Annotated in this window: 31 protein-coding genes; 8 read left to right on the top strand and 23 right to left on the bottom strand. The window is 72.4% G+C overall.

All coding sequences use genetic code 11. The annotated features are described in order from the left end of the window. The first annotated feature begins 81 nt into the window (after positions 1 to 81). Positions 82 to 1164 carry a C40 family peptidase gene (locus ABTZ58_RS11760; RefSeq protein WP_351353882.1) on the top strand — a complete coding sequence of 361 codons (1083 nt, stop codon included), beginning with the start codon at positions 82 to 84 and terminating at the stop codon, positions 1162 to 1164. 297 nt (positions 1165 to 1461) lie between these two features. Continuing rightward, entirely contained in the window at positions 1462 to 2811 is a 1350-nt protein-coding gene (locus tag ABTZ58_RS11755; RefSeq protein WP_351353879.1) for a PP2C family protein-serine/threonine phosphatase, read from the top strand. A 201-nt stretch (positions 2812 to 3012) separates the two neighbouring features. On the opposite strand, the gene ABTZ58_RS11750 is transcribed toward ABTZ58_RS11755, so the two are convergent. The 4 genes from ABTZ58_RS11750 to ABTZ58_RS11735 all read right to left on the bottom strand — a co-directional run bounded on the left by ABTZ58_RS11750 (position 3013) and on the right by ABTZ58_RS11735 (position 5656). Further along, positions 3013 to 3345 (bottom strand): DUF2516 family protein, encoded by a 333-nt coding sequence (locus ABTZ58_RS11750; protein WP_309097340.1) that lies wholly within the window; start codon positions 3343 to 3345, stop codon positions 3013 to 3015. 103 nt (positions 3346 to 3448) lie between these two features. Continuing rightward, a complete protein-coding gene (locus tag ABTZ58_RS11745) occupies positions 3449 to 4129 on the bottom strand; it encodes a hypothetical protein (RefSeq protein WP_351353876.1) in 681 nt (226 codons plus the stop codon). Positions 4130 to 4213: 84 nt separating this feature from the next. Next, on the bottom strand, positions 4214 to 4891 hold the full coding sequence (locus tag ABTZ58_RS11740; RefSeq protein ID WP_351353873.1) for a helix-turn-helix domain-containing protein: 678 nt from the start codon (positions 4889 to 4891) through the stop codon (positions 4214 to 4216). A 99-nt stretch (positions 4892 to 4990) separates the two neighbouring features. Next, positions 4991 to 5656 (bottom strand): class I SAM-dependent methyltransferase, encoded by a 666-nt coding sequence (locus ABTZ58_RS11735; RefSeq protein WP_351353870.1) that lies wholly within the window; start codon positions 5654 to 5656, stop codon positions 4991 to 4993. A 148-nt stretch (positions 5657 to 5804) separates the two neighbouring features. Here ABTZ58_RS11735 and ABTZ58_RS11730 point away from each other — a divergent pair, with 148 nt between their 5' ends. The 3 genes from ABTZ58_RS11730 to ABTZ58_RS11720 all read left to right on the top strand — a co-directional run bounded on the left by ABTZ58_RS11730 (position 5805) and on the right by ABTZ58_RS11720 (position 8207). After that, on the top strand, positions 5805 to 6344 hold the full coding sequence (locus ABTZ58_RS11730) for a DUF2269 domain-containing protein (RefSeq protein WP_351353867.1): 540 nt from the start codon (positions 5805 to 5807) through the stop codon (positions 6342 to 6344). A 68-nt stretch (positions 6345 to 6412) separates the two neighbouring features. Then, positions 6413 to 7009, top strand: coding sequence for a TetR/AcrR family transcriptional regulator (locus tag ABTZ58_RS11725; protein ID WP_351353864.1), 597 nt, complete (start codon positions 6413 to 6415; stop codon positions 7007 to 7009). Positions 7010 to 7013: 4 nt separating this feature from the next. Then, on the top strand, positions 7014 to 8207 hold the full coding sequence (locus tag ABTZ58_RS11720) for a GDSL-type esterase/lipase family protein (RefSeq protein ID WP_351353861.1): 1194 nt from the start codon (positions 7014 to 7016) through the stop codon (positions 8205 to 8207). 70 nt (positions 8208 to 8277) lie between these two features. On the opposite strand, the gene ABTZ58_RS11715 is transcribed toward ABTZ58_RS11720, so the two are convergent. The 5 genes from ABTZ58_RS11715 to ABTZ58_RS11695 all read right to left on the bottom strand — a co-directional run bounded on the left by ABTZ58_RS11715 (position 8278) and on the right by ABTZ58_RS11695 (position 14934). After that, complete coding sequence (locus ABTZ58_RS11715; RefSeq protein WP_351353858.1) at positions 8278 to 10293, bottom strand: HelD family protein; 2016 nt, start codon at positions 10291 to 10293, stop codon at positions 8278 to 8280. Between the two features lie 40 nt (positions 10294 to 10333). Further along, positions 10334 to 10960: a TetR family transcriptional regulator gene (locus ABTZ58_RS11710; RefSeq protein ID WP_351353855.1), complete on the bottom strand. Its 627-nt coding sequence runs from the start codon at positions 10958 to 10960 to the stop codon at positions 10334 to 10336. Between the two features lie 40 nt (positions 10961 to 11000). Then, on the bottom strand, positions 11001 to 13181 hold the full coding sequence (locus ABTZ58_RS11705; RefSeq protein ID WP_351353852.1) for a phosphotransferase family protein: 2181 nt from the start codon (positions 13179 to 13181) through the stop codon (positions 11001 to 11003). 122 nt (positions 13182 to 13303) lie between these two features. Continuing rightward, the gene (locus ABTZ58_RS11700; protein WP_351353849.1) at positions 13304 to 14044 is read right to left on the bottom strand and encodes an HAD family hydrolase; all 741 of its coding nucleotides are present in this window, start codon (positions 14042 to 14044) and stop codon (positions 13304 to 13306) included. Next, positions 14044 to 14934, bottom strand: coding sequence for a winged helix-turn-helix domain-containing protein (locus ABTZ58_RS11695; RefSeq protein ID WP_351353846.1), 891 nt, complete (start codon positions 14932 to 14934; stop codon positions 14044 to 14046). The genes ABTZ58_RS11700 and ABTZ58_RS11695 overlap by 1 nt, the downstream gene beginning before the upstream one ends. 169 nt (positions 14935 to 15103) lie before the next feature. On the opposite strand from ABTZ58_RS11695, the gene ABTZ58_RS11690 reads away from it, so the two are divergent. Continuing rightward, positions 15104 to 15292 carry a hypothetical protein gene (locus ABTZ58_RS11690; protein ID WP_351353843.1) on the top strand — a complete coding sequence of 63 codons (189 nt, stop codon included), beginning with the start codon at positions 15104 to 15106 and terminating at the stop codon, positions 15290 to 15292. A 39-nt stretch (positions 15293 to 15331) separates the two neighbouring features. Here the strand turns inward: ABTZ58_RS11690 and ABTZ58_RS11685 are convergent, their stop codons facing one another. The 3 genes from ABTZ58_RS11685 to ABTZ58_RS11675 all read right to left on the bottom strand — a co-directional run bounded on the left by ABTZ58_RS11685 (position 15332) and on the right by ABTZ58_RS11675 (position 18439). Then, positions 15332 to 16234 (bottom strand): FadR/GntR family transcriptional regulator, encoded by a 903-nt coding sequence (locus ABTZ58_RS11685; RefSeq protein ID WP_351353841.1) that lies wholly within the window; start codon positions 16232 to 16234, stop codon positions 15332 to 15334. A gap of 250 nt (positions 16235 to 16484) precedes the next feature. Beyond that, entirely contained in the window at positions 16485 to 17747 is a 1263-nt protein-coding gene (locus ABTZ58_RS11680; RefSeq protein ID WP_351353838.1) for a GNAT family N-acetyltransferase, read from the bottom strand. Positions 17748 to 17812: 65 nt separating this feature from the next. Continuing rightward, positions 17813 to 18439, bottom strand: coding sequence for an RsiG family protein (locus ABTZ58_RS11675; protein ID WP_351353835.1), 627 nt, complete (start codon positions 18437 to 18439; stop codon positions 17813 to 17815). 212 nt (positions 18440 to 18651) lie between these two features. Here ABTZ58_RS11675 and dtd point away from each other — a divergent pair, with 212 nt between their 5' ends. Further along, complete coding sequence (gene dtd / locus ABTZ58_RS11670; protein WP_309097652.1) at positions 18652 to 19077, top strand: D-aminoacyl-tRNA deacylase; 426 nt, start codon at positions 18652 to 18654, stop codon at positions 19075 to 19077. A gap of 19 nt (positions 19078 to 19096) precedes the next feature. Here the strand turns inward: dtd and ygfZ are convergent, their stop codons facing one another. Genes ygfZ through ABTZ58_RS11655 form a run of 3 tightly spaced genes read right to left on the bottom strand, consistent with a single transcriptional unit; the run spans position 19097 to position 21101 of the window. Continuing rightward, positions 19097 to 20062, bottom strand: a complete 966-nt coding sequence (gene ygfZ / locus ABTZ58_RS11665; protein WP_351353831.1) for a CAF17-like 4Fe-4S cluster assembly/insertion protein YgfZ — start codon at positions 20060 to 20062, stop codon at positions 19097 to 19099. Between the two features lie 10 nt (positions 20063 to 20072). Beyond that, positions 20073 to 20510 carry a Fur family transcriptional regulator gene (locus tag ABTZ58_RS11660; RefSeq protein WP_351353828.1) on the bottom strand — a complete coding sequence of 146 codons (438 nt, stop codon included), beginning with the start codon at positions 20508 to 20510 and terminating at the stop codon, positions 20073 to 20075. Between the two features lie 15 nt (positions 20511 to 20525). Then, positions 20526 to 21101 carry a heme-binding beta-barrel domain-containing protein gene (locus ABTZ58_RS11655; protein WP_351353825.1) on the bottom strand — a complete coding sequence of 192 codons (576 nt, stop codon included), beginning with the start codon at positions 21099 to 21101 and terminating at the stop codon, positions 20526 to 20528. A 203-nt stretch (positions 21102 to 21304) separates the two neighbouring features. Between ABTZ58_RS11655 and ABTZ58_RS11650 the strand changes: the two genes are divergently transcribed. Then, complete coding sequence (locus tag ABTZ58_RS11650) at positions 21305 to 21667, top strand: DsrE family protein (protein ID WP_351353822.1); 363 nt, start codon at positions 21305 to 21307, stop codon at positions 21665 to 21667. Here ABTZ58_RS11650 and ABTZ58_RS11645 read toward each other — a convergent pair. The 8 genes from ABTZ58_RS11645 to ABTZ58_RS11610 form a co-directional block, all read right to left on the bottom strand. Then, complete coding sequence (locus tag ABTZ58_RS11645) at positions 21661 to 22047, bottom strand: VOC family protein (RefSeq protein WP_351353819.1); 387 nt, start codon at positions 22045 to 22047, stop codon at positions 21661 to 21663. The genes ABTZ58_RS11650 and ABTZ58_RS11645 overlap by 7 nt on opposite strands. Before the next feature lie 35 nt (positions 22048 to 22082). After that, entirely contained in the window at positions 22083 to 22343 is a 261-nt protein-coding gene (locus ABTZ58_RS11640) for a DUF3099 domain-containing protein (protein ID WP_351353816.1), read from the bottom strand. An 87-nt stretch (positions 22344 to 22430) separates the two neighbouring features. Beyond that, positions 22431 to 22718, bottom strand: coding sequence for a DUF1416 domain-containing protein (locus ABTZ58_RS11635; protein ID WP_003991226.1), 288 nt, complete (start codon positions 22716 to 22718; stop codon positions 22431 to 22433). A gap of 42 nt (positions 22719 to 22760) precedes the next feature. Next, positions 22761 to 23606 carry a sulfurtransferase gene (locus tag ABTZ58_RS11630; RefSeq protein WP_309097646.1) on the bottom strand — a complete coding sequence of 282 codons (846 nt, stop codon included), beginning with the start codon at positions 23604 to 23606 and terminating at the stop codon, positions 22761 to 22763. Between the two features lie 137 nt (positions 23607 to 23743). Continuing rightward, positions 23744 to 23824 carry a putative leader peptide gene (locus ABTZ58_RS11625; protein WP_350310325.1) on the bottom strand — a complete coding sequence of 27 codons (81 nt, stop codon included), beginning with the start codon at positions 23822 to 23824 and terminating at the stop codon, positions 23744 to 23746. A gap of 200 nt (positions 23825 to 24024) precedes the next feature. Continuing rightward, complete coding sequence (locus tag ABTZ58_RS11620) at positions 24025 to 24765, bottom strand: LmeA family phospholipid-binding protein (protein WP_309097645.1); 741 nt, start codon at positions 24763 to 24765, stop codon at positions 24025 to 24027. Between the two features lie 158 nt (positions 24766 to 24923). Next, positions 24924 to 26057 (bottom strand): hypothetical protein, encoded by a 1134-nt coding sequence (locus ABTZ58_RS11615; RefSeq protein WP_351353812.1) that lies wholly within the window; start codon positions 26055 to 26057, stop codon positions 24924 to 24926. Positions 26058 to 26060: 3 nt separating this feature from the next. Further along, positions 26061 to 26315 carry a MoaD/ThiS family protein gene (locus tag ABTZ58_RS11610; protein ID WP_351353809.1) on the bottom strand — a complete coding sequence of 85 codons (255 nt, stop codon included), beginning with the start codon at positions 26313 to 26315 and terminating at the stop codon, positions 26061 to 26063. Positions 26316 to 26332 lie beyond the last annotated feature (17 nt).

Here is a 26332-nt window from a genome sequence, read left to right as displayed (position 1 = left end):
CTGTCGTTTTGCCTGCCGACATGGCAGCATCCCCAGGCGAACCGCATGTTACTGACGGTTAATAAGTGGGGGGGACGACGTATGGGAACGGGCAAGCGTGGCCTGATCGCGACGGCCGTGGCCGTGGTCTGCGCGGTCACGGTGCTGGCAGCGCCGGGCACGGCATTCGCCAGCCCCCACCCGGACCCCGAACCCACCCCCACCGCGAGCACGGCCCGCACACCCGGCACGGACCTGGAAGCCGTCCGCGAGAAGCTCGACAAGCTCTACCGCGCGGCCGCCCGCGCCACCGACGAGTACAACGCCGCCGAGGAGAAGGCCGACAAGCAGTCCGCCGAGATCGTCAAGCTGGCCAAGAAGATCGTCAAGGGCAAGGAGCGGCTGGAGCGGCTCAAGGACCGCGCGGGCGCCGCGGCCGCCGCCCAGTACCGCGGCGGCGGACTCCCGCCCGAGGCCCGGCTGATGCTCAGCGACGACCCGCAGCAGTTCCTCGACGGCACGGGCCGCGTCCGCCAGGGCCACCATGCGACCAGGGGCCTGATCGGCGAACTGACCCGCGCGCAGGAGGACTTGGAACAGTACGCCAAGGACGCCTCCGCGCAGTGGAAGAAGCTGGAGGCGGGCCGCAAGGCCAAGGCCGCCGCGCAGAAGAAGATCGAGAAGCAGATCGCGCAGGCCGAGAAGCTGGAGTCCGAGCTGCGCGAGGAGGAGCAGGAGCGCCTCGCCGAGCTGGAGAAGGAGGCCGCGGACCGGGCCCAGACCGCCTGGCTGGACTCCGGCGTCCTCGCCGAGATCGACGGCAAGGCCTCCGAGCAGGGCAGGAAGGCCGTCCAGTACGCCACGGCCCAGATCGGCAAGCCGTACCAGTGGGGCGCCGAGGGGCCGAAGAGCTACGACTGCTCGGGCCTGACGTCACAGGCCTGGGCATCCGCCGGACGCGGCGTACCGCGCACGTCGCAGGAGCAGTGGCGGCAACTGCGGCGCGTCGACGTGCGGGAGATGCGGCCCGGCGACCTCATCATCTACTTCGGCGACGCGAGCCATGTCGCGATGTACATCGGCGACGGGGCGATGGTGCACGCCCCGCGGCCCGGCCGGACGATCACCATCGCGGGGGCGGGATCCATGCCGATCCTCGGAGTGGTGCGGCCGGACGCCGGCTGAACCGGCCCCCGGGCCCCGGATACCGGACCGCGGACACCTGCCGTGACCTGGGCCACGTGACCCACCCCACGCCGAACCCCCGCACGGACACCGCGCCGACGTGACGTTCGTCATCCCCACGGCATCCCACACCTGTCCAACTGCGGGGCATATCGCGGCATATGACACTGGCCGATGGCACGGCGGCGTGGCTCACACCATTCCAATGCGGCGCCGACACCCGCTATGGTCCCGGTCGGTGGGTCGAGGTCCCTCGCCCCCGCCATGCCCTCGGGGGGAGGGAAGGAACCCAAGACAATGCCCGTACCCATACCGCGGCAGAGAGCCATCCCGGCCGTGGAGAGTGGTCAGGCGCAGGCCGCGTCCGCGTGCGGCGGCCCCGCCGGGGACTCCGGGACGGACGCCTCGGCGCAGGCCCCGCGCACCCCGGACACCGCCGGAGACACCACGGACAAGGTGGAGAACCACACCACCCACACCAACCTGACGCTGCTGCTGATCGAGGACGACCCGGCGGGTTCGCCGATCGTGCCCGACATGCTCGACCAGGCGGGCAAGCCGATCCGCGTCCGCACGGCCCGCAACCTCACGGAGGCCGAGCGGCTGCTGACCGACGACGTCCACTGCATCCTGCTGGACCTCGCGCTGCCCGCGCCCGGCCGCAGCGACTCCGACGACGAGCTCGCCGTGCTCAAGCACGTGCTGGAGCTCGCGCCCCGGCACGCCGTCCTGGCGCTGACCGCCTCGGGCGACGCCGAGCGCGGCGCTGAGGCGGTGCGCGTGGGCGCCCAGGACTACCTCTTCCGCGACGAGCTGGACGGCCGGCTGCTGAGCCGCGCGATCCGCTACGCGGTGGAGCGCAAGCGCTCCGAGTCGGCCGAGCGCCGGCTCGCCGAGGGCAAGCTGCGCGCGCAGGAGAACCGCCGTCTGGAGCGCGGCCTGCTGCCGACCCCCCTGCTGGAGGGCTCCTCGCTGCGTTTCGCCGCCCGCTACCGCCCGGGCCGCTCGCGCGCCCTGCTCGGCGGTGACTTCTACGACGTCGTACGCACGCCGGACGGCACGGTGCACGCCATGATCGGTGACGTCTGCGGCCACGGCCCGGACGAGGCCGCCCTGGGCGTGGAGCTGCGGATCGCGTGGCGCGCGCTGACGCTGGCGGGCCTGTGCGGCGACCAGCTGCTGGGCACGCTCCAGCAGGTGCTGGAGCACGAGCGGGCCGACGACGAGATCTTCGCGACCCTGTGCACGGTGGACATCGCGCCGGACGGCCGCCGGGCCGGACTGTGCCTGGCGGGCCACCCCTCCCCGCTGCTGGCCGGCCCCGGCCGGCCGGCCCGGCTGCTGCCGTACGACAACAACGGCCCGGCCCTCGGGCTGCTGCCGGGGGCCCGCTGGCCGCGGATGCAGGTGGAGCTGGGCGCCGAGTGGAGCCTGATGCTCTACACCGACGGTCTGATCGAGGGCCGCGTCGGCGATGGCCGGGAGCGGCTCGGCCAGGAGGGCATGACCGAGATGGTCCGCCGCCAGTTCGCCGAGGGACTGCGCGGCGAGCAACTGCTGCGCGCGGCGGTGAACGAGGTCCGCGACCTCAACGGCGGCGAGCTGACGGACGACGTGGCGGTACTGCTGCTGGACCGGGTGCCGTAGCCGGTCCGGGGGCGCCGGACGGCAAGGCCGGTGGACGGCAAAGAGCCGCGGACGGCAGGGACCTCGGACGGCGAGGGGACGCTGGACAACACGGTTGCCGCTGGACGACAAGAGGGCTGCGGACGACAAGAGGGCGCCGACGACAAGGGCCGCTGGACGACAAGAGGGCGCCGGACGACGGGGCGCCGCCGCGGGGTGGTTCTACCGGCCGCCGTTCCACGGGCCGTACGGGCCGTCGCTGCTGGAGCCCCGGTTGCTGCGGCCCCCGCCCGGGAGCGCCCGGATCGCCGGCCGCACGTCGACCATGTACACGATCGTCGCGATGAGGCCGATGATCGGCAGGAACGACAGGATCGGGAAGAGCAGGTTCACCACGAAGGCGATCCCGAGGATGATCAGCCAGAACGGCTTGGTCTTCTTGTCGGCCGCGCGGTAGGCGTCCTCCCGGCGCACGGCGGCGTCCAGCAGAGCGAAGCCGCTGAACACGATCAGGGCCATGCTCAGAAGCCACATAAACCCTGCGAAGCCCTGCATCAGCACAACGTCCACCACCCGACTCGGCTCGTCCCTACGCGGTCACCGTACCCGTACAACGGGCCGGGCACCCGCAGGGTGCCCGGCCCGCGCCGGCCGCCGGCTACTCCGCCGGGGGCGTCGTCTTCTTGGCGGTGGTGGTCTTGCGCGCCGGGGCCTTCTTGGCGGCGGGGGCCTTCTTCGCCGCCGCGGCGGCCTTGGCCTCGGAGGCGATGACCTGGGCGGGCTTCGCCGGCTCGTCCTTGACCTCGACCGGCTCGGACTTCGGCTCGACCGCGATGGCCAGCTCCTCGACGCTCTCGGCGACCTCCTCGATGCCGTCGGCGGCCTCGCCGCGCCAGGTGCGGACGGCCTGCTGGCCGTGCTCGGCGACCTTCTCGTAGGTCTCTCGGGCCTTGACGGCGTACTCGGCGGCCACACCGACGCCGCGCAGCGCGAAGTCCTGGGCGCTCTCGCCGAACTTCTTCAGGTCCGCGTCGATCGTGCTGCCGACCTTCTTGACGTCGAAGGAGCCGATGAACTCGGTGACCTTGTTCTGGAGGGTCTCCTGCGTCTCCTTGACGCGGGCGGAGGCCTCCTTGGCCCGGGCGGAGGCCTTCTCCTGAACGGCCTTGGTGTCGGTGTTGCGCACGGCGTCGAACCGGGCCGGCGCCTCCGACCGCAGCTGCTCGACCAGGGCCGGCACCTTCTTGGCCTGCTGAAGGGCGAGGTCGGCGGTGCCCGCCGCGAAGTAGAGCGGGGTCGGGTCGCTGAGGGTCTTGCGCAGGTCGTCGGTGATGGCCATGGTGATGGTCCTCCCGGATTTCTGTATGAGGGTTCGGCTGAGGGTTCGTGTGATCCGCGGCGGCGGCCGGTGCCCTGGTCCGGCTCAGCCGGCCGTCTGCCGCGGATCGGTGTCGCTTCCGCCGGTGCCCTTGCGGGGGCGGCGGGTGGCGGGTGTACCGCCGTGGGCCTTGCGGGGCCGGGCGGCGGGCGCAGCGCCGTCGGCCGTGCGGGGGCGGCGGGCGGTGGCGGACGGGCCGTCGCCGTCGCCGTCGGCAGGGAGCTCCGCGGACCGGTCTCCGTCGGCCGCGCGGGGCCGGCGTATCCCGGTGCCGGCGTCCGGAGCGTCCCCGTCCGAGGCCACCGCGCCGTCCCCGGCCGGCGTCCCGTCCCCGGCCGGCGCACCGACCGCGCTCAGCACGCCGTCGCCGCTCCCGAACCCGTTCTCCTTGCGGAACGACTCGTAGATCTGCAGCAGCACCTGCTTCTGCCGCTCGTGCAGCGTGGGATCGGCGAGGATGACCGCGCGGGTCTCCACATCGTCCCGGTCCCGCTCGGCGTCCAGGATCCCGGCGCGGACGTACAGCGTCTCGGCGGAGATCCGCAGGGCCTTGGCGACCTGCTGCAGCACCTCCGCGCTCGGCTTGCGCAGCCCGCGCTCGATCTGGCTCAGGTACGGATTGGACACCCCGGCGGCGTCGGCGAGCTGCCGCAGCGACAGCTGCGCGTTGCGCCGCTGCTCGCGCAGGTAGTCACCGAGATTGCCGACGTTGAGCGATGCCATGACTCCACAGTGCAGCACTCCGCTAACTATTGCAAGCACCCGCTTGCAATAGTGCGCCACACCACCCTTCCGGCCCCTCCCGGCGGACGGCCCGGGGCGTCACGCCGTTCCGCGCCAGCCATCGGTCCTGTACGCCAGGAACGTGCCCGACCGTCTCTTCGAGGCGCCCTCCGGTTCCTGCACCAGGCGGGTCGTGACCACCAGCCCCGCCTCCTCCAGGAGTTCGGCGATGCGGTCCGGGGGGAGCAGGTACGACGTGTAGGACACCGGGTGGTCGCCGTAGGCGCTGGTGGGGTTCAGCCGCTCGCCGTCGCCCACGTGACCGGCCGGCATCAGCACGCCGCCGGGCGCGAGCGTGCGGTGGATCTCGGCGAAGACGGCGGGCAGGTGCCGGGGCGGGGTGTGGTGGGTGGAGTAGTACGCGAGGACGCCGCCGAGTTCGCCGGCGGGGATGTCCAGGGCCGTCATCGAGCCGGTGGTGAAACGGAGCTCCGGGTGGGCCGCCCGGGCCAGTTCGACCATCCTCGGCGAGAGGTCCACGCCGAACGCCCGCACGCCGAGGGCGACCAGGTGGGCGGTCACCCTGCCGGGACCGCAGCCCAGGTCGGCGACCGGTCCCAGGGGGCGTACGAGTTCGGCGAAGGCGGCCAGCATCGCGCGGGACACCGGGTCCAGCCCGGCCGGCGCGGGGACCCGCCGGGCGTACTCGGCGGCGACGGTGTCGTACGACTCCCGGACCGCGGTGAGGTGCGAGGGCTCGGTCATGCCCCGACGCCAGCCGCCCCCACCGACACTCCGGCATGCCCCGACGCCAGCCGCCCCACCCGACACTCCGGCGTACGCCCACGCAAGTACCCGGAGTTACTCCCGCCGTAAGACGCCTCCGTCGTCGCCGCCAGGCACCGTGGTCCGGGTGAACACCACCACCTCGAAACCGCAGCTCGGCCGGTCCGCGCGGCGGGCCGTGCTCGTCGTCCACGTCACCGCCTCCGCCAGCTGGCTGGGGCTCACGCTCGGGCTGCTCGCGCTCGGCACCACCGCGGCCACGACCGGTTCCGCCGGGAGCGTGGAGGCCGGCGTGCGGGCCATGCTGCTCTTCACCGACTGGCTGCTGCTGCCCGTCGCGTTCCTGACCCTGCTCAGCGGCTTGGTGCTGTCGCTGGGCACGCCGTGGGGGCTGGCACGGCACCGGTGGGTCGTCACGAAGTTCTGGCTCACCCTCGCCACGACCGCCGCCACGGCGTTCGCCCTGCGCCCCGGCGTGAGCGCCGCCGTCAAGGCCGTCGCGGCGGGCGGGCCGCTGCCCGATGCCGGCGACGTGCTGTTCGGGCCGGTCGTCTCGTTGTCCGCCTACGTCTTCATGACCGCGATCTCCGTACTGAAGCCATGGGGCCCCACCCGGCGGGGAAGGAGGCTGCGAGCGCTCGCCCGGGGAACCTCACAGGCTACCTAAGCATGATGACGGTTTGCCTAAAAAGATTAGGCAGGTGCACAATCCCTTTCGGCAGAAGGGAACACCGAATGGCACGCGCAGGACTGACCCCGGAGCGGCTGACCCGGGCCGGTGCGGAACTCGCCGACGAGGTGGGCTTCGACCAGGTCACCGTCTCGGCGCTGGCCCGGCGGTTCGACGTCAAGGTCGCCAGCCTGTACTCGCACGTGAAGAACTCCCAGGACCTGAAGACCCGGATCGCCCTGCTCGCGCTCACGGAACTGGCCGACCGCGCCGCCGAGGCCCTGGCCGGGCGGGCCGGCAAGGACGCGTTGGCCGCCCTCGCCAACGTCTACCGCGACTACGCCCGGGAGCACCCCGGCCGCTACGCCGCCGCCCAGCTGCGGCTGGACCCCGAGACGGCCGCCGCGAGCGCCGGCGTCCGGCACGCGCAGATGACCCGGGCCCTGCTGCGCGGCTACGACCTGACGGAACCCGACCAGACCCACGCCGTCCGGCTGCTGGGCAGCGTCTTCCACGGCTACGTCAGCCTGGAGCTGGGCGGCGGGTTCAGCCACAGCGCGCCCGACACCGACGTCACCTGGGCCCGGATCCTCGACGCCCTCGACACGCTGCTGCGCAACTGGCCCGCACCGGGCGAACCCCCTACGGACCCCCGAGGCTGACACCATGCACACCGAGCCCGACTGGATCACCACGCCCCTCACCGCGGACCTGCTGCGCGGTGCCCTCGACGTGGAGCGCACCGAGCACGGACTGCTCCCGCACCGGCTGCCGGCCCGGGCCCGCGCCCAGAACACCGACCCGCAGCTGGCCATGGCCGAGGCCCAGCCCTCCGGCGTACGGCTGGCCCTCCGCACCGCCGCGACCGCCGTCGAGCTGGACGTCCTGCGCACCAAGCGCGACTACAGCGGCTTCCCGCCCCGCCCGGACGGCCTGTACGACCTGCGCGTCGACGGCCGCCCGGCCGGGCAGGCCCCGGGGACCGGCGGCAACGTCCTGACGATCGACTTGGCCACGTGGAACGGCACGGTGACCGAGGGCCCGGTCGGCACCCTCCGCTTCACCGGTCTGCCCGCGGGCGAGAAGGACGTCGAGATCTGGCTCCCGCACAACGAGACCACCGAACTCGTCGCCCTGCGCACCGACGCGCCCGTCGAGCCCGCACCGGACCGGGGCCGCCGGATCTGGCTGCACCACGGCAGTTCGATCAGCCACGGCACCGACGCCGCGAGCCCGACGGGCGTGTGGCCCGCCGTCGCCGCGCTGCTCGGCGGAGTGGAGCTGATCAACCTGGGGCTGGGCGGCAGCGCGCTGCTCGACCCGTTCACCGCGCGGGCCCTGCGGGACACCCCGGCCGACCTGATCAGCGTCAAGATGGGCATCAACATCGTCAACCAGGACGTGATGCGGCTGCGCGCCTTCGGGCCGGCCCTGCACGGCTTCCTCGACACGATTCGAGAGGGGCACCCCGACACCCCGCTGCTGCTCGTCTCCCCCATCCACTGCGCCATCCACGAGGACACCCCCGGGCCCACGGCCCCGGACCTGAGCGCGGTCGAGGAGGGCCGGCTGCTGTTCGCCGCCATGGGCGACCCGGCGGAGATCCCCGCCGGGAAGCTCACGCTCGGCGTCGTCCGCGAGGAGATGGCCCGCATCGTGCGCCAGCGCGCGGCGCAGGACCCCCACCTGTACTACCTCGACGGACTCGACCTCTACGGCGAGGCCGACGCGGCCGAACTCCCGCTGCCGGACCGGGTCCACCCCGACGCCGCCACCCACCGCCGCATCGGCGAACGCTTCGCGGAACACGCCTTCAGCGAGAAGGGCCCCTTCGCGCAAGCCCACCGGCTGTCCGACTGAGGCAGGGCGGTGCCGCCCCGGCCGGCCGAGCGGGCGGCACCCGCACTGCCCTGGCTCCGACCGCCGCCGGTCAGAAGGGCAGTGGCCGGCCGCACACCACGTCCAGCCGTGTCACCGCCCGCGTCAGCACCACGTACAGCCGGTGCAGTCCTCGCTCCTCGGCCTCGGCGACGGCCGCCGGCTCGACGGCCACGACATGGTCGTACTCCAGGCCCTTGACCATGCTCGCCGGCACCAGCGAGACCCGCGCGCCGAGTTCCTCCGGGCCCGCCGTCGCGATACCGGCCGCGTCCAGGGCGGATCGCACCCGGGCCACGTCCGCGTCGGCCGCGACGACCCCGACCGAGCCCTCCCGCCCCAGCGCGTCCCGTACGGCGTCCACGACCGCCGCGGGCACCGCCTCGGGGGTCGTCCGCCGCAGGCGCAACTCCCCGTCCCCGCGCAGCGAACGGGCCGCGGGCACCTCCACGTCCAGCCGCCGAAGCAGCCGGTTGGCGAGTCCGACCACGGCCCGGGGCACGCGGAAGCCCGTGGTGAGGGCGACCACGGCCGCGTCCGGCTTCCCCAGATGGGCGAGGACCTCGGGCCACGAGCGCGCCGCCCACGGCGTCGTCCCCTGCGCCAGGTCGCCCAGGACCGTCAGCGAACCGAACGGGGCCCGGCGGGCGATGGCCCGGCACTCCATCGGCGACAGATCCTGCGCCTCGTCCACGACGACGTGCCCGTACCCCTCCGGGTGCTCGATCAGCCCGGCCACCTCGTCGAGCAGCACCAGATCGGCGGCCGACCAGCGGGCCGACTTCCACGACCGGGGCGGCTTCTCCCACAGCAGCGCCCGCTGCTCCCCGGCGTCGAGCAGCCCGTCGGCGGCCGCCGCCAACGCCACCGGGTCACCCAGCAGTTCGGCCACGACCTCCTCGGGCCGCACGCGGGGCCAGACTGCGTCGAGGTACGCGGTCACGGGCCGCGCCCGCTCGACGCGGCGCACCCAGGCGGCGGGGGGCGGCCCGGCCCGCCGCTCGGCCTGTTCGCGAAGGCTCCGCACGATCCGCGCCCGCACCCGTTCCCGGCCGACTGCGTACGGCGGTTCCTCCTCCCGCACGTCCGTCACGATCCGCTCCAGTTCCGCCTGCGGCACCCGCCACCGGTACGACCCGTCCGGCACGGTGAGCGAGCCGGTCCCCGCGGTGCGCACGCGCGCGTACAGCGCCCGCCGCAGCACCCGGGCCATCCGGGCGTCGTGCTTGACGACGGCGGCGGACTCGTCGTCGACGGCGCCGACCGGCTGACGGGCGATCTCCTCGGTCAGCGTCGACTGCCGCACGCCCGTCTCGCCGAGGGCAGGCAGGACCTCCGCGATGTACGAAAGGAAGGTGCGGTTGGGGCCGAGGATCAGCAGACCGCCGCGCCGGATGCGCTGCGGGTGGGTGTAGAGCAGATAGGCGGCCCGGTGCAGGCCGACGGCGGTCTTGCCGGTGCCGGGCGCGCCCTGCACGCACACCGACTGGGCCAGGTCCCCGCGGACCAGGTCGTCCTGCTCGGGCTGGATGGTGGCGGCGATGTCCCGCATGGGCCCGACCCGGGGGCGCTCGATCTCCCGGGAGACGATCTCGCTGTCCCGGGACTCGCCCCGGTCGAGGTGCTCGTCCTCCAGGCCGGTCAGGTCGGCGGAGTCCCCGCGGCTGCCGGGCGCCCAGCCGAACCTCCGCCGTACGGCGACGCCCTGCGGGTCCCGGGCGGAGGCCTGGTAGAAGGCGCGGGAGACGGGGGCGCGCCAGTCCACGACGAGGGGCGGTTCGGCCGGGTGCTCAAAGATCCGCAGGCGCCCGATGTGCAGCTCGCCCTGCTCCCCGCGCAGGGCACCGAAGAACAAGGGCCCCTGCGGCAGTTCCCGCAGCGCCTTGGCCCGGCTGCGCAGCCGGTAACCGAGGACCTCGGCGTCGGCACCGGACGCGGAGACGTCCTCGCCGACGACGACCTGCTCACCGGCGCCCTCGACCATCGCGGCGAGGGCGTCCCGGCAGCGCTCGTGGTGGGCGCGTTCACGGTCGAGGACGTGCTGAAGGGCGGGCTCGGTCGACGTCATTCCACCGAGCGTACCCAAAAATGTGACCGAGTTAACTTTATTACTCGGTCCGACCTCTGACCCGGCCCGGCGACAGCCCGGCCGCCAGCCGGTCGAAGGCCCGCTCCGCCGCCGCCACCGCCTCGGGCCGTACGTCCGCCACCTGCTCCCCGGCCGAGATCCGCCGCCAGTTCTCCAGCGCCAGGACCCGCAGGACGGCCATGATCTGCCCGGCGGCGAGCCGCGCGTCCAGGTCGCCCCCGAGCGCCTCGGCGAGCGCGGCCTCGGACCGCTCCTGGTGCGTGTGCGCCCGGGCGACCAGGGAGGGCGTCCCGTAGAGCAGGGCGTGGAACGCCAGCACCTGGGGGTGGTCGTTGAGCCCGGTCACCGGATCACACCGCTCCAGGCCGGCCAGGAAGTGCCGCCGCAGCGCCTCCACGGGCGGCTCCCCGGACTCCGCCACCACCCGCGCGGCCTCCCCCTCGTGGTCGGCGATCCGGTACAGCACCAGATCCTCCTTCGCCGGGAAGTACCGGAACAGCGTCGGCTTGGAGATCTCGGCCGCCGCCGCCACCTCCGCGACGGACACCGCGTCGAACCCCCGCTCCAGGAAGAGCCGGATGGCGATGTCCGACACGGTCTCGTACATCCGCTGCTTCTTGCGCTCACGCAGGCCGGGCTGGGTCATGGGGGGAGCCTACGCAGTGCCCCGGCGCCCGGGCCCTCGGCTAGGCGAGGGCCCGGGCGAGGTACGGGTTCACCAGGGAGCGGGCCGGGAGGCCGAGGGAGGCGGTGGCGGCGGCGAGGGTCATGGCGTACGAGTCGACGGCACGGCGGACGTTGGGCGCGTCCAGGCCGGAGCCGGTGACCAGCCGGTCCAGGTCGACGTAGGCGGAGCGGATGATCTCGACCCAGCGGTAGACCCGCCAGTCCTTGCGCCAGTCCCTGGTGTACTCGGGCGCCAGCGTGTTCTCCCACTGCCGGAGCATGCGCTCCCGGATCTCCGGCCTGGTCGGGGTGAGGTGGATGTGCCGGACCAGGTCGTACAGCGGATCGCCGACCATCGCCATCTCCCAGTCGATGATCGTCAGGGCCAGATGATCGCGCTGGGAGTGGCGGACGAGGTTCCAGGGGTTGAGGTCCCCGTGCAGCAGGGCGTGCCGGCGCGGGGTGACGCGGTGCCGGGCGAGAATCTCGCTCAGCCGGTCGGCGTCCGGCAGCCCCAGCGCCTTCGCGACCTGCCGCGACTGCCGGGGCAGCCCCCGCACCAGGGCGACCAGCTGCCGGCTGAGCCAGGCGTAGAAGTCCCACGGCCCGGTGAGCGGGTCGAGCCCCGCGTGGTCGACGCGGGTCAGCTGTCCGAGCTGGTAGACGAGTCCGTCGGCCTCGTGCGGCAGCAGGCCGTTCACCGGGTGGCTAGGGGGCCGGTCGCCGTGCGGGGGTCCGGCGTAGGTGTGGATGGCGAAGGCGTCCCCGCCGTGGCTGTGGCCCAGCGCGAGGACCCTGGGGGCGGTCACGTCCACCTCGGAGCGGGCGATGGCGCGCAGCACCGCGTGCTCGCTGAGGTGGCTCGGCTCCCGGCGGCAGAACGAGGCGATCCTGCGCCGCACCACGACGGGGACGCCGAGGTGCGGCACGCGGACCACGGAGTTGAGGTGGGCGGTGCCCTTGAAGACCCGGCCGGCCGGGGTCGTGCCCTCCGCGAGCAGGGCGTCGCGCACGGCGGAGTACGGGAAGCCGGGCTGTTCCGGGACCCGCTTGTCGGGGGTCCAGGTGAGCGGCGGAACGGGGCGGAAGCCGGTGGGCCGCCGGTGCCGGGAGTCCCGCCGGCGCAGCAGCACCCGCTCGATCTCCGTCTCGCACGGCACCCTGGCGAGCCCGAGCGGCTCGGCGGCGGCCTCCAGCGCCCGGTGCACGGCGGCCGTGGCCTCCGTCAGGCTCCGCTCGTCGAGCCGGTCGTCCAGCGACCGGGCGGCCCGCATGACGTCCGCGTACAGCGACCGGACCCGCTCGAAGGCGACGTAGTGGCGCAGGTCCCTGGTCAGGCCGTTGACCGCCGAGGGCCGCAGCTCCTCCATGGCCCCGGCCCAGGCGTCGCGCACCTCGTCCCACTGTGTGGCGGGGTAGCGCATCCGGACCAGATGCGTGGCGAGTTCGTGCAGCGGGTCGCCGTAGGTGGCGAGCTCCCAGTCCACGGCCGTGACGGACCGGCGGTCCGTGGAGACGATGAGGTTGTCGCGGTGCAGGTCGGTATGGAGCAGGGTGTACGGCCGGCGCGCCATGGCGGGGATCCGCTCGGCCAGTCGCGTCAGCGCGTCGGCGGGGACGCCCAGCGCCTCGAACAGGCCGCCGTACTCCGGCCGGTTGGGCTGCCGGATCTGCCGGTCGGCCAGCTGGACCAGGGCGCGCAGGAACCCCCGGCTGCCCGTGTCGCCGCCGGGCCGTACGCCCGGCAGGGGCGGCAGGCTCTCCCTGCGGACCTGCGACACGCGGGCGACCGTCCGCATGAGCGACGTGATGAGGGGGCGGGTGACGGGTGTGTCGTCGCGGTGGAGAGCGGACAGCGGGACGCCCTCCACATAGCTGTGGACCGCCGAACCGTTCCGCCTGGCGAGGCATTCGGGGGCCTGGGGCAGCACGCCGCCGATGGCGCGGAGGACGTCCGGCTCCTTCCAGGTGCGGATCACCACGGGCAGCACGTTCAGGGTCCGTACGCGCACCATCGCCGGGGTGCCGGCCGCACGCCCCACGTACCGGGCCATGGGCTCGGTCAGGGGCAGGACGAAGTTCCGGTGGTGATGGCCGTCGTACATCACGCCGTCCGACTTCGCCCGCCGCACGAACTCCCCGTAAGGATCGTGCGCGGGCAGCCTCTGCGAAGGGGAGGGGGAAACCGCCAGCGGGGGCACCGGCTGCTCCTGGATCACTGTGCAAAGCTCCGGAAAGTGTTGCAGAGCCTAGCGCCGCCCCGGTGCCCGCACGACTCGAGTGAGGCGATCGGTGGTCTCGATGAGGTAACCGTGTCGCACTGTCAGGGCGTGCCCTTCAACGCCTTCAGTACGTCCTCCAGGGAACCCACGATGTGTGACGGGTCGACTCCCGCGGCGGTCAGCAGACCGAGCTTTCGCCGGTTGCGGGCGTAGCCGAGGAACGGGACTCCCAGTTTCCGCGCCGCCTGGTAGTCCGTGCCCGCGTCGCCCAGCATCAGGGCCTGCGACGGGTGCGCGCCCAGGGATTCCAGGGCCCGGGACAGGCAGTGCGGGTGGGGTTTCATCCGGGCCAGGTCCTCGGTGCGCCCGTAGATGTGGGGGAAGCAGCCGGTGAGCTGCCGGCTCTCCATGTAGGCGGCAGCGGCCCGTGCCGAGTTGTTCGTGGTGATGGCGAAGCGGGCACCCAGCGCCGACCACGTCCTGATGAGCGGGTCGGCGTACGGCGTGGGCAGTGCTCTGGGGACCGCGGTGAGCTCCTGCTCGGTGAGCCACTGCTCCAGCCGGGCGATCGGAGCGCTGTCGGCATGCCGCTGGTCGATCAGCAGCAGCACGGCCTGGGGATCGGGGTCGAAACGTTCCTCCTCGCTGAGCAGCTCGTCCAGCCCCAGCCGTTCGATCTCCTTCACGAGAGCCCGTGCCACCCCGTTCGCCGGATGGCCCGCGAACAGCCGGCAGATCGGCCCGTCCAGGTCCCACAGGACGTAACGGACCGGAGCGAGCAGTTCCCGCAGTCCTTCGGTCGACGGTGTCACCGCACCCGTCTGCGTCGTATCAGAAGTCACTAGGAGAGTGTCAGGTCCGTCGTGATGGTTTCCCAGAGGGCGTCGAACCACTTCTGGGATTCCTCCACGAACGCCGCGTCCCGCCGGCCCGTCCGCTTCAGGAAGGAGAAGAGCAGGGACCGGGAGCCGAGGACGTCGTACATGTCCAGGGCCCGGCCCTCCCACTCCTCCTCGCGGCGGGTCAGCATGTAGTAGCCGATCAGCGCCTCCTGCCCGTTGAGGAGGTACAGCTTCACCGGTGGCGTGAACGGCAGCGCCCGGAACCGTACGCGCACGTCCATGCCGTGCGTGGCGCGCAGGGTCAGCAGGTTGTGCTCTAGGACCCGGAGCTGGGCGTTGCGCATCTCCAGCCAGCGCTGGTGCACCGCGTCGTCCTCCCCCTGCTCCTCGACCAGGCGCGGGAAGGCCAGGTTGATCTCCCGGGAGGGGAGCAGGACCCGCAGGTCGATCGAGGCGGGCCGGGTGCGGCCCTCGTGGATCCACCGCAACGGCTCCCCGAGCGCCACCATCAGCGTCTCCGACGTGTGGCAGACCACGTCCACCTGGACGACCGTCGCCGAGAACGCCTCCGTCAGGCGCGGTGCCAGGCCCACCATCGTCGGCTGGGGTTCGTCCCGGGCCGGGGCGGGGGCGGCGATGCGCGGGGGGCTGCCCTTGGAGACGTGGGTGAGGAGGCCGTCCTCCTGGAGAACCCGCAGGGCCTGGCGCACGGTGCCGCGCTCCACACCGAACCGCTCCGCGAGTTCGGCCTGGGTGGGCAGGCGGTCCCCCGGCCTGAGTTCGCCGCCCCGGATGCGTTCCCGCAGGTCGTCGGCGATCTCCTGGGGCGAGGGCCTTCTGCTGCCGTTCACTGCCACACTCTCCGCCACGTTCTCCTGGGTCACGACCAAACGCTACAACTCTGATTCAACTAGCGGGAGTTGCCTGAAAGTTGTTTATGGCTAGTGGCCAAGTGGGGACAACTTAATCAGAGTTGGTTGCCAACTTCTCAAAGTTGGCGGAAGTTTTGCTTCCGAAGTTCCGGACCTCCGGACTTCCGGCTCCCGAAGGGGGAATCCGATGCCCGCCCTCGCTCTCCTCTCCGCCGCCTTCGTCGTCGCCTTCGAGCAGCTCGTGCAGTGGAAGTACGGCCCGGCCGGCATCGTCGGCCTGCTCCTTCTCACCGTGGGCCTCAAGGCCAAGAGCCCGGCCGTCAGCTCCGCCGGGGCCGTCGTCCTCGCGCTGCTGATGACGGGCCCGGCCAGGTGACCCACCCCGCCTGCCCGGATCCGACCACCGTGGGAGACCTCAGCTCGTGAGCGCCAGCTCCGAACTGATCGTCTCCCACAACGCGTTGAACCACAGGTGCGACTGCTCGACGAACGTCGTGTCGCGCGGGCCGGGGCCCTGCCGGAAGGAGAACAGCATCGACCGGGTGCCCTGGGCGTCGTACATCTGCAGGGGCTCGTGGTCGAACTCGGCCTCCCGGCGCGTCAGCGTGTAGTAGGCGAACAGCGCCTCCGAGCCGTTGAGCAGGTACAGCTTCACCGGCGGGGTGAAGGGCAGCGCCCGGAACGTCACCCGCACGTCGATGCCGTGCGTGGCCCGCAGGGCCAGCAGGTTGTGCTGGAGGACCTGCCCCTGGGCGTTGCGCATCGCCAGCCACCGCTCGTGCACCCAGTCGTCGCCGCGCCCCTCGACCGGCACCGGGAAGGCGAGGTCGATGTCCCGGCTCGGCAGCAGGACACGGACGTCGACCTTGGCCGGTTTCAGCCGTCCCGCGTGGATCTGGCGCAGCGGTTCACCGATGGCGAGCGTGAGGGAGACGGACGTCAGGCACACCGCGTCGATCTCGACGTGCTCCGCCGCGAACGCCGCCGCGATCCGGGGCGCGAGCGCCACCGTCGTGGGCAGCGGCGGCGCTTCCGGGCCGGTCAGCGCCCCGGCCGGGTCCGCGGCGACCGTAGCCGGACTGCCCTTGGAGACGTTGGTCAGCAACCGCTCGGCCTGCAGGATGCGCAGCGCCCGGCGCACCGCGCCGCGCTCGACACCGAACTCGTGGGCCAACTGGGCCTGCGTGGGCATGCGTTGCCCCGGGCGCAGCGCCCCTGACCTGATCCGGGCGCGCAGTTCCTCGGCCACCTCGTGATGTGTCCTCTGTGGCCGCTGCGACCTCTTCCGTCCACCGGCGGAGGTGTGTTCGGGGTCCACACCTCAACGCTACAACTTCCCGCCATCCTTGGGCAGTTCAGCGGATGGTGGTTATGAGCCGCTTCCAGGCGGAGATAAGTACAGAGAAGTTGGTCACCAACTTGCCTGACATGGTCGGACCTTCAGGAGGTTGGCCAGCCCGCTCGGGGGCTCCCTTCCGGAGGGGAGCCGGGAGCCCCGCCGCACGACCACCACAACCGAACAGCTCGCTACGGATGCGGGCCCCCGTCCACCGGCAGAAGGGAGCGGCTCAGAACAGGTCCGGGCACCACGGCCGCCTGGGCGTGCGCAGCAGGGCGTCGGCCTTCCGGGCGGCGCCCGCTCGTTCTTCCCGCACCCGCCCCAGCGCCGCCAGCCGCACCGCCGACTCGTCCCCGAGCCACAGCGCGCCCAGGTCGCCGAGTCCCAGCGCCAGATCCGCGCTCTCGGTGGTCGGCGCGCACGACGCCCCGCCGGGCGAGGCGTCCAGCCGGTAGCGCCCGCCGGTCAGCCCGTCCACGCCGGCGACCTCCAGCACCAGCGCCCCCTCCCCCTCGTACGTCCGCGCCTCCAGCGCCCGTACGACGTCCAGGATCCGCACCCACAGCCAGTCCGCCAGGGACGTGATGCGGGCCGCCCGCGGATCGGGCAGGACGTGCGGGAGCAGGTCGTCGGGGGCCCGCCAGCCGCTCTTGACGCCGACGACCCAGTCGATGGAGCACAGGTACTGCCACAGGGCGCGCTCGGCGGCCGGCGTGACACCGGTCAGCCACCGCACCGTCGCCGTGTTCAACGGCTGCTTGGCATCGCCCCAGTTGTCGTCCACGTCGTAGGCGACCATGCCCTCGGCCTCGCCGGACGCCGAGCGGTACACGGCGAAGAAGGGGTCCTTCCAGGACGGGTCGACCCGTACCGCGCCGGTGTTCCACTTCCACCACAGCTCGTCGCGGTCGATGGCGCCGGGCTGCGTCCGGCACAGCCGCGCGTGCAGGTCGGGGCCGAGCTTGCGGACCTCCTCGCCGTCCACCAGGTCGATCCGCCCGCCGTCCGCCGGGCCTGCCCAGCGGGCGTCGAGGCCCGCGCGCGGCACGTCGACCGTCCACTCGGCCGTCGAGGTCGCGGGTCCGAAGCCGTAGCGGCCGTAGATCGGGTACTCGGCGGCGACCAGCGTCGCGACGACGTCCCCGCGGTCCTTCGCGGCGGCCAGGTCCCGGGCCATCATCCGGCTGAGCAACCCCCGGCGGCGGTGGGTGGCGTGGACGGTGACCCCCGAGACGGCGTCGGCCGGGACCCTCGCCCCGCCCACGACCGTGAGCTCCTGGTCGAAGGAGCGGAAGGTCGCCACGCACCGGCCGCCGTCGAAGGCACCGAGGTAGCGGCCCGGGACGAACCGCTCGCGGCGGCCCTCGATCTCCTCCTCGGTCAGGGTTGGCACCCGCAGGAAGCCGGTGTTCACGGCGCGCAGCCAGTCGGTGAACTCGGCTTCCGTCACAGGGCGTACGTCGATGCCGTCGGCGCGTGAGGCGGAGGTCATGCGCTCACGCTAGGCGCAGGGCCGGCCGGTGTCGCCCCAATATCCGACCGGCCCCCGCGGGCCGCTCAGACCAGCAGGTCGTCGACCTGCGCCTCGCCCTCGCGGTACCGGCGGGCGATCTCCGCGCTGCACTCGTCGGCCTTGCGCTGCAGCCGTCGGCGGCGCCGGGAGACCTGCTGCTCGTGGCGCACCAGGCGCCCGATCCCGGTGGTCAGCTCCGCGTCCGTGCGCGCGTCCAGGTCGGACAGCTCGACGTCGTCGAGCATCTCCGCGGCCAGCCGCCGGTACTCCTCGCCCTGCGGGGTGCCCAGGGTGACGTGCCGGGCGGAGGAACGGTGCCGGGCCGGGGCGTCACGCAGGATCTCCGCGAGCCGCTCCACCACGGACGCCTCCTCCGCCACGGCGGCCACCTCCGCCGGGCTGCGCCGCGCCAGCTCCGCGCGCAGGATGTCGATGCGCCCCTGCAGCAGCCGCCGCAGGTAACTGAGGTCGGTCTCGTCGCGCTGGGCCTCGCGGCGCAGCGCGCGCAGCTCGGGCAGGCTCAGCGCGGCCAGACCGGGCTCGGGAGCGTCCGAGGGCAGCCGCGGGCTGTCCGTGCGCTGCGTGGGCGGCCGGTGGTATTCCGACGTCCCCATCCCCGTGCATGCCGACCGGACAGCCCCCGGGTGCTGCCCGGTGCTTGGTGTGCTCATGTGCCTCAACCGTCCCCTCGACCGGTGTGTGAATGCATCGTGCCACCCCGAGTGGCCCCTATGGGAACGAGTGGTCCCGATAGACCCCAGATGGGCGGTTAAGCAGCAAAATACGGTCCAGCACAGGCAGTTGGCGTCCGGCGCAAACCACCCTTTCGGGCCATGCGCACACCACGCGCGGCCCTGACGTCACCTCCCGGCATGATGGACACATGCGAGCTGTGGTGCAGAGGGTGGACGGCGCGAGCGTCGTCGTGGACGGCGAGACGGTGGGGTCGATCGAGGGCGAGGGGCTGTGCGTCCTCGTCGGCGTGACCCACGAGGACACCAAGGAGAAGGCCGCCCAGCTGGCCCGCAAGCTGTGGTCGATCCGCATGCTGCACGACGAGAAGTCCTGCAGCGACACCGACGCCCCGCTCCTGGTGATCAGCCAGTTCACCCTCTACGGAGACGCCCGCAAGGGCCGCCGCCCCACGTGGAACGCGGCCGCCCCCGGTGACGTCGCCGAGCCGCTGGTGGACGAGGTGGTCGCCCAGCTGCGCGCGCTGGGGGCGACGGTGGCGACGGGCCGTTTCGGGGCGGCGATGCGTGTATCACTGACGAACGACGGCCCGTTCACCGTGCTGATCGAAATCTGACCCGAAAGATCTACAAGTCCTACGGCTCGACGACGACTTCCTGGGCCGCCGCGGTGTCGCCGGCCACCAGCGGCGCGTCCACGGGCACGCTCCGCTTCACCAGGGCGAGGGCGACCGGGCCCAGCTCGTGGTGGCGCGCGGAGGTCGTGATGAAGCCGATCTTCCGGCCGTCGGGGCCGTCGTCGGCGAGCCGCAGCTCGGTCCCGGCCACCGGCAGGTGCACCTCGCTGCCGTCCAGGTGCAGGAAGACCAGGCGGCGCGGCGGCTTGCCCAGGTTCTGCACCCGGGCGACCGTCTCCTGGCCCCGGTAGCAGCCCTTCTGCAGGTGCACCGCCGAGCCGATCCAGCCCAGCTCGTGCGGGATGGTGCGGTGGTCGGTCTCGAAACCGAGCCGGGGCCGGTGCTGCTCCACGCGCAGCGCCTCGTAGGCGAGGATCCCGGCGGGCGGCCCGGCCTGCGCGGCGTACGCCTCCAGGTCGGCGCGCGGCAGGAACAGGTCCCGGCCGTACGAGGTCTCCCGGACGACGACGCCCTCGGGGACCTCGGCGATGGAGCCGGCCGGGAGGTGGACGACCGCGATGTCGGCGGTGCGGTCGGCGACCTCGACCCGGTAGAAGAACTTCATCGACTCCAGGTAGGCGATCAGCGCCTCCTGGGTGTCCGGCTCGACGTGGGCCCAGACCGTCTCCCCGTCGTCGACGAGGTACAGGGCGTGCTCGATGTGGCCGTTCGCGGAGAGGATCAGCGCCTCGGTGGCCCGGCCGGGCGGGAGCTCGCTGACGTGCTGGGTGAGCAGCAGGTGCAGCCAGGCCAGCCGGTCCTCGCCGGTGACGGTGACGACCCCCCGGTGCGAGAGGTCCACGAAACCGGCGCCGTCGGCGAGGGCGCGCTGCTCGGGGAACAGATCGCCGTAGTGGGCGGCGACGCCTTCGTCCACGCCCTCGGCGGGGACGGCGCCGGGCAGGGTCAGCAGAGGGCTCTTCATGTCCCCAAGCCTACGACTCGGTAGTTGAAGCCTTGAGCGTGCAGTCCCGGCACCGGCCGAAGATCGCGAAGTGCTTCAGGTCCGTGTCGAACCCGAAGGTCTCCCGCAGCTTGGCCGTGAACTCGGCGGCGACGGAGACGTCCGCCTCGATGACGTTCTGGCAGTCCCGGCACACCAGGTGGATGTGGTGGTGCCGGTCCGCCAGGTGGTACGTCGGCGCGCCGTGGCCCAGATGGGCGTGGCTGACCAGGCCGAGCTCCTCCAGGAGCTCCAGCGTCCGGTACACCGTGGAAATGTTGACCCCCGACGCCGTCTTCCTCACTTCCACGAGGATGTCGTCGGGGGTCGCGTGTTCCAGGGTGTCCACGGCTTCGAGCACGAGTTGCCGCTGCGGGGTCAGCCGGTAGCCGCGCTGCCGCAGATCGCTCTTCCAGTCGGTGCTCACCACACGACGAGTCTAGAACTACTTGAAGAAAGCGATGCCGTCGTCCGGCATGTCGTCGGGCAGGGCCTTGGCCCAGCGCTCGACCTCCTCCGGCGTGACGACCTTCTTCAGGTGGGCCGACATGTAGGGGCGCAGCTCGACGTCGGGGGTCTGCTTCTCGCCGACCCACATCAGGTCGCTCTTGACGTAGCCGTACAGCCGCTTGCCGCCGGTGTAGGGCTGTGAGGAGGCCGTGCGGGCCACCGCGTCGGTCACGAGGTCGATCTGCGGCTTCTTGTCCGCCAGCTCGCCGTACCAGATCTCGATGACGCCGTCGTCGCGGGTCATCGTCACCTCGACCTTGCGGTCGGCGTCGATGCGCCAGTAGCCGTGCTCGGACTCCAGCGGGCGGACCTTGTTGCCGTCGTTGTCCAGGACCCACGTGTGGGACCGGTATTCCAGGAAGTCCCGGCCGTCGTGGGTGAAGGCGACCTCCTGCCCGAAGTTGCACTTCTCGGAGCCGGGGAAGTCGTGCACCCCGGCGCCCGCCCAGTTGCCGAGCAGGAAGGCGAGCGGGACGAGGTCCTTGTGGAGGTCGGACGGGATCTCGATCATCAGAACTTCCTAGAGGGGGGTCAGCGCTGGCCCTGGTACAGCTTCTTCACGGTCAGTCCGGCGAACGCGAGGACGCCGACGGCGACCAGGACCAACAGGATTTCGAAGAAAAGCTCCACGGGGTGCTCCTTGAGCGGGGTGCGGATGTAAGCACAGGGCCGGCCCCAGCTTACGCGGGCCCCTGCGGCACTACGATTCCGGCTATGGCGAAGAAGCTGGTGATCAAGGTGACGGCCGGGGCGGACGCCCCCGAGCGGTGTTCCCAGGCGTTCACGGTCGCGGCGGTGGCCGTGGCGAGCGGCGTCGACGTCTCCCTGTGGCTGACCGGCGAGTCCGCCTGGTTCGCGCTGCCCGGCCGCGCCGCCGAGTTCGAGCTGCCGCACGCGGCGCCCCTGCCCGACCTGCTGGAGTCGGTCCTGGCGGCCGGTCGCGTCACCCTGTGCACACAGTGCGCGGCCCGCCGCGGGATCACGGAGAAGGACGTCATCGAGGGCGTGCGCATCGCGGGCGCGCAGGTCTTCGTCCAGGAGGCGATGGCGGACGGGACGCAGGCGCTCGTCTACTGAGACGCGCCCGTGGCCCCGGTGTAGAGGCAGAACGGGTGCCCGGCCGGGTCCAGCAGCACCCGGACGTTCTCCTGCGGCTGGAAGTCCGGGAGCCGCGCCCCCTCGGCCACGGCCCGCGCGGTCTCCCGCTCCAGGTCGTCGACCTCGATGTCCAGGTGGACCATCATCTGCTGCCGGTCCGGGCGGCCGGGCCAGACGGGCGGCACGTAGGCGGGCTCGGTCTGGAAGGCCAGGCCCGCACCGCCGCCGGGCGGCCGGATCTCCATCCAGTCCGGGTCGCCCTCGTCGCGCCACACGCTCCAGCCGGGCAGCAGCCGTAAGTAGAAGTCCGCGAGTTCCCGTGCGTCGGGTGCGTCCAGCACCGTCGCTGTCAGTCTCATGGAGCCGGGATACCCCGGGCCGCCGGGAGGACTCCTCACCGCCGCCGTTTCCGGCCGTCCAGCTCGTCCCACCACTCGTCGGACTGGGGATCACCGGAGGGGTCGTCCCACCACCGGTCGTCCGGGCCCCGCTTATTGGCGACCATGGCCGCCACCGGCGGGATGACCATGGCGACCACGCACATCCCGACGGCCACGGGGACCGACCACAGCCGCACGACGCCCCAGGCCAGGACGAACAGGCCGATGCACAGGCCCATCAGGGCGAAGTACCTGCGCCGCCGCCGTGCGTACATGTCTCCAGCGTAGGTCCGGACACGCCGCAGGGCCGCACCCCAGGCGTCCAACCCGGTGGGTGCGGCCCCGAAGAGGACCGGTCGCCGTCAGACGGCGATCGCGACCTCCGCCAGCCCGCCCTGCTGGGCGACGACCGTGCGGTCGGCGGTGGCGCCGGGCACGAGGGCACGGACGGTCCAGGTGCCCTCGGCCGCGTAGAAGCGGAACTGTCCGGTCGCCGAGGTCGGCACCTCGGCCGTGAACTCGCCGGTCGAGTCCAGCAGGCGGACGTAGCCCACCACGGGCTCGCCGTCCTTGGTCACCTGACCCTGGATCGTGGTCTCACCGGGCTTGATCGTCGAGGCGTCGGGGCCGCCGGCCTTCGCACCACACATGTCGTACTCCTGAGGGGGTTGGGAGAGGTCGGTCGGGGTTTCTTACTTGCCGGCGCCGAGCTCGATCGGCACGCCCACGAGGGAGCCGTACTCGGTCCAGGAGCCGTCGTAGTTCTTGACGTTCTGGACGCCGAGCAGCTCGTGCAGGACGAACCAGGTCAGCGCGGAGCGCTCACCGATGCGGCAGTAGGCGATGGTGTCCTTCGCCAGGTCGACGTTCTCCTCCTCGTAGAGGGCCTTGAGCTCCTCGTCCGACTTGAAGGTGCCGTCGTCGTTGGCGTTCTTGGACCACGGGATGTTGCGGGCGCTGGGCACGTGGCCCGGGCGCTGCGACTGCTCCTGCGGCAGGTGGGCCGGGGCGAGGAGCTTGCCGGAGAACTCGTCGGGCGAGCGCACGTCGACCAGGTTCTGCGCCCCGATGGCGGCGACGACGTCGTCACGGAAGGCGCGGATCGACGTGTCCTGGGCCTTGGCCTTGTAGTCCGTCTTCGGACGCTCCGGCACCTCGTCGCCCGGGACCAGCTCGCGGGCGTCGAGCTCCCACTTCTTGCGGCCGCCGTCGAGGAGCTTGACGTTCTCGTGGCCGTAGAGCTTGAAGTACCAGTACGCGTACGAGGCGAACCAGTTGTTGTTGCCGCCGTAGAGGACCACGGTGTGGTCGTTGGCGATGCCCTTCTCCGACAGGAGCTTCTCGAAGCCCTCCTGGTCGACGAAGTCACGGCGGACCGGGTCCTGGAGGTCCTTGGTCCAGTCGATGCGGATCGCGTTCCTGATGTGGTTCTTCTCGTAGGCGGACGTGTCCTCGTCCACCTCGACGATGGCGATGGTCGGGTCGTCCAGGTGCTCCTGGAGCCAGTCGGCGTCGACCAGGACGTCGCTGCGGCTCATGCGCTTTCTCCTCCGGGGCAGTTGCGGCGGGGCGTGCGAGTTCTGCGGGGCGCGCGCCCATGACGGGGCGGCACACGGGTGCCCTTGATGCAGGGCGGCGGGGATGCGCGCACCGGCTCACGGGCCGGCGCGGTCGCTCAGAAGGTGCGACAGAGCATGGCGGCGACGCGGCACAGGTCTACTGCCCGCCGCTTCGTGAGGTCCGCCTGTCGCTTCATGCCGTCGATCGTAGGGACGGTCGGGCGGGCGTGTCACCGGCGTGTCGCATGCTGAGACACGATGGTCCGCATAGTGGGATCGAGAACCCCTCGGGCCGTGCCGCGCCCGGCCCGCGTCCGCCTGCGACCGCCGTCACATCTGCGCTGCGGACTCCGCCGTCTCGCCCACCGGACGGCCCTGGTACCGGCCCGCGTGCGTCCTACCCGGCGAGCCGGACCCCGGAACCCTTCACCGTGATCTCGACGCCGTCCGGGGCGGCCTGCACCTTGTCCAGTTTGATGCCGCCGGGCAGGCCGTCGATCTGCTGCTGGAAGTCGGTGATCGTGCGCACCCGGTTCTCGGCGAGGTCGACACCGGCGAACTCGGGCAGGCCGTCGGCCTTGACCCGCACGGTGTCGCCGTCGACCACGGTCACGGTGCTGAGCACGGTGACCGGCTCGGGCAGCTTGGTGCCGAGGACGGTGGCCTCGACGGCCACCTTGATCTTGCCGTTGCCGCCGTCGGAGAGGCCGACGACGTTGGCGGTGACGCCCGGTGCGACCTGGGTGGGCTCCACCTTCGCCGTCTTCAGCAACTCGTCGTAGGCGACGGTCGCGGTGCCGGTGGCCGTGGTGGCGGTGGCCGAGCTGTAGTCGCCGGAGAACTCGACGCCCTTCATGTCGGCCCGGAGGTCGTCGATACGGATCTTCCGGCCGCCGTCGCCCGCGGCGGCCTCGTAGGTGTCGATGCCGACCTCGATGTCGTCCAGGGAGCCGCCGACGACCTGGGTGAGGAACGGGAAGCCCTTGATGGAGACGTCGGGGGTGGTGGCGAGGTTCTCCGTGGTCTTCAGGCGGTCGGCGGCCTCGTCCTCGGCGAAGTTCACGGCGAGCCGGTCGGCGAGGACGAAGAGTCCGCCCAGGATCACGGTGAAGATCAGCAGTATTCGCAGTGCTCGCATGCGGTGTTTCCCCCACCCGGTTGTGTGTGACGGCGATCCCCCTGCGTGAGGGTAACGCCGAGTGCGGCGCGGGCCCGAGCTTTGTCGATCATCTGTGACAGGCCACGCGCCCGCGCGCCGACGCACGGAACGGGCCGTGCCGGGAAGGCGAGGACGTGCTAGGCCACAGCCCGTCCCAGGACGTACACCGCCGGTGCCGCGGCGGCCAGCGGCAGCGCCACGCCCGCCGTGAAGTGGACGAAGCGCGAGGGGTAGTCGTAGCTCGCGACCCGGTGCCCGATCAGGGCGCACACCGCCGCGCCCACCCCCACCAGCGCGCCCGACGTGCCCGTCAGCCATCCGGCCGCCGCACCACCGCCCGCCCCCGCGAGCAGCGCCACCACCACCGACGCCGCCGTCGGCAACGGCAGCGCACGCGCCAGGACCGCCACCGCCACAGCCACCGCGCCCACCGTCACGGCGTCCGCGTCCGCCGCGAGGTACCCGCCCGCCACGATCGCCAGCGCGGACGCCGCGACCGTCGCCATCAAGCCGTACATCCGCTCGTCCGGGTCGGCGTGCGACCGCAGCTGGAGGACCAGCGCGAGCAGCACCCACACACCCAGCGTCCCGAGGATCGCCGACGGCGACCGCCCCGACGCCAGCAGGGCCGCGTCCGCGGCGAGCGCCCCGGCGAACCCGAGCGCGATGCCCTGCCGCGCCGGCCACATGCCGTTCAGCCGGAACCACCCCGCCGCCGTGACGGCCTGGAGCACCACCAGCGGCACGAGCAGCGCGTACGTCCCGACCGCCGCCGCCCCGGCCAGCAGCAGTCCCAGCAGCGCCGTGAGCGCGGCCGGCTGCATCCCGGGCTCGATGATCGGCGACCGCCCCTCCGCCCGGGCCCGCTGCGCGTCGGTCATCCGCGTGTTCCCGCCGACGGTGGCGGGGCCGTACCCGGGACCGGCGGCGTCGGCCGGCCCGGTGGCGGCCGGCACGGGCGTCGCGTACCCCTGCTGCGGCAGATACGCCGTCTCCGCGGCGGCCGGTGCGGACACCGCCTGGTGCGTCTGCGTCTCCCAGGTCTGCCCCTGCCACTGCTGCGTGTACTGCTGCGCGGCGTACGGATCGTCGTACCCCTGCTGATCCTGAGACGCCTGGTACCCCTGCTGCCCCTGATACGCCTGGTACCCCGGCTGCTCCTGCCCGGGCCACGCCTGCGGCTGCTGCTGCCCGTACGGGTCGTGCCCGTCCTGGCCAAAGTGACCGTCGTGGTAACCCTCGTGGTAGCCGTCATACGGCTGGTTGGTCATCGTTCACCCTCCTGCGAACGGCGGGAGCACCTCGACCGTGCCGCCGTCGGCCAGCCGTACCGTCTCATGGGCGCGGGTGCCCACCGGGTCACCGTCCACGAGGAACGAGCACCGCCGCAGCACCCGCTCCAGTTCGCCGGCGTGCCGCTCGCGCACCGCGTCGAGCGCCTCGGCGAGCGTGGCCGCCTCGTACGCCTCCTCGGCCACCCCGGCCGCGGCCTTGGCGGCGGCCCAGTAGCGCACCGTGACCTCTGGCATCTGCTTCCTCACTCGGG

Origin of the sequence: Streptomyces sp. NPDC094143, assembly GCF_040303825.1 — a bacterium.
Taxonomy (GTDB): Bacteria; Actinomycetota; Actinomycetes; order Streptomycetales; family Streptomycetaceae; genus Streptomyces.
This window is presented reverse-complemented; position numbering and strand designations above follow the sequence as displayed.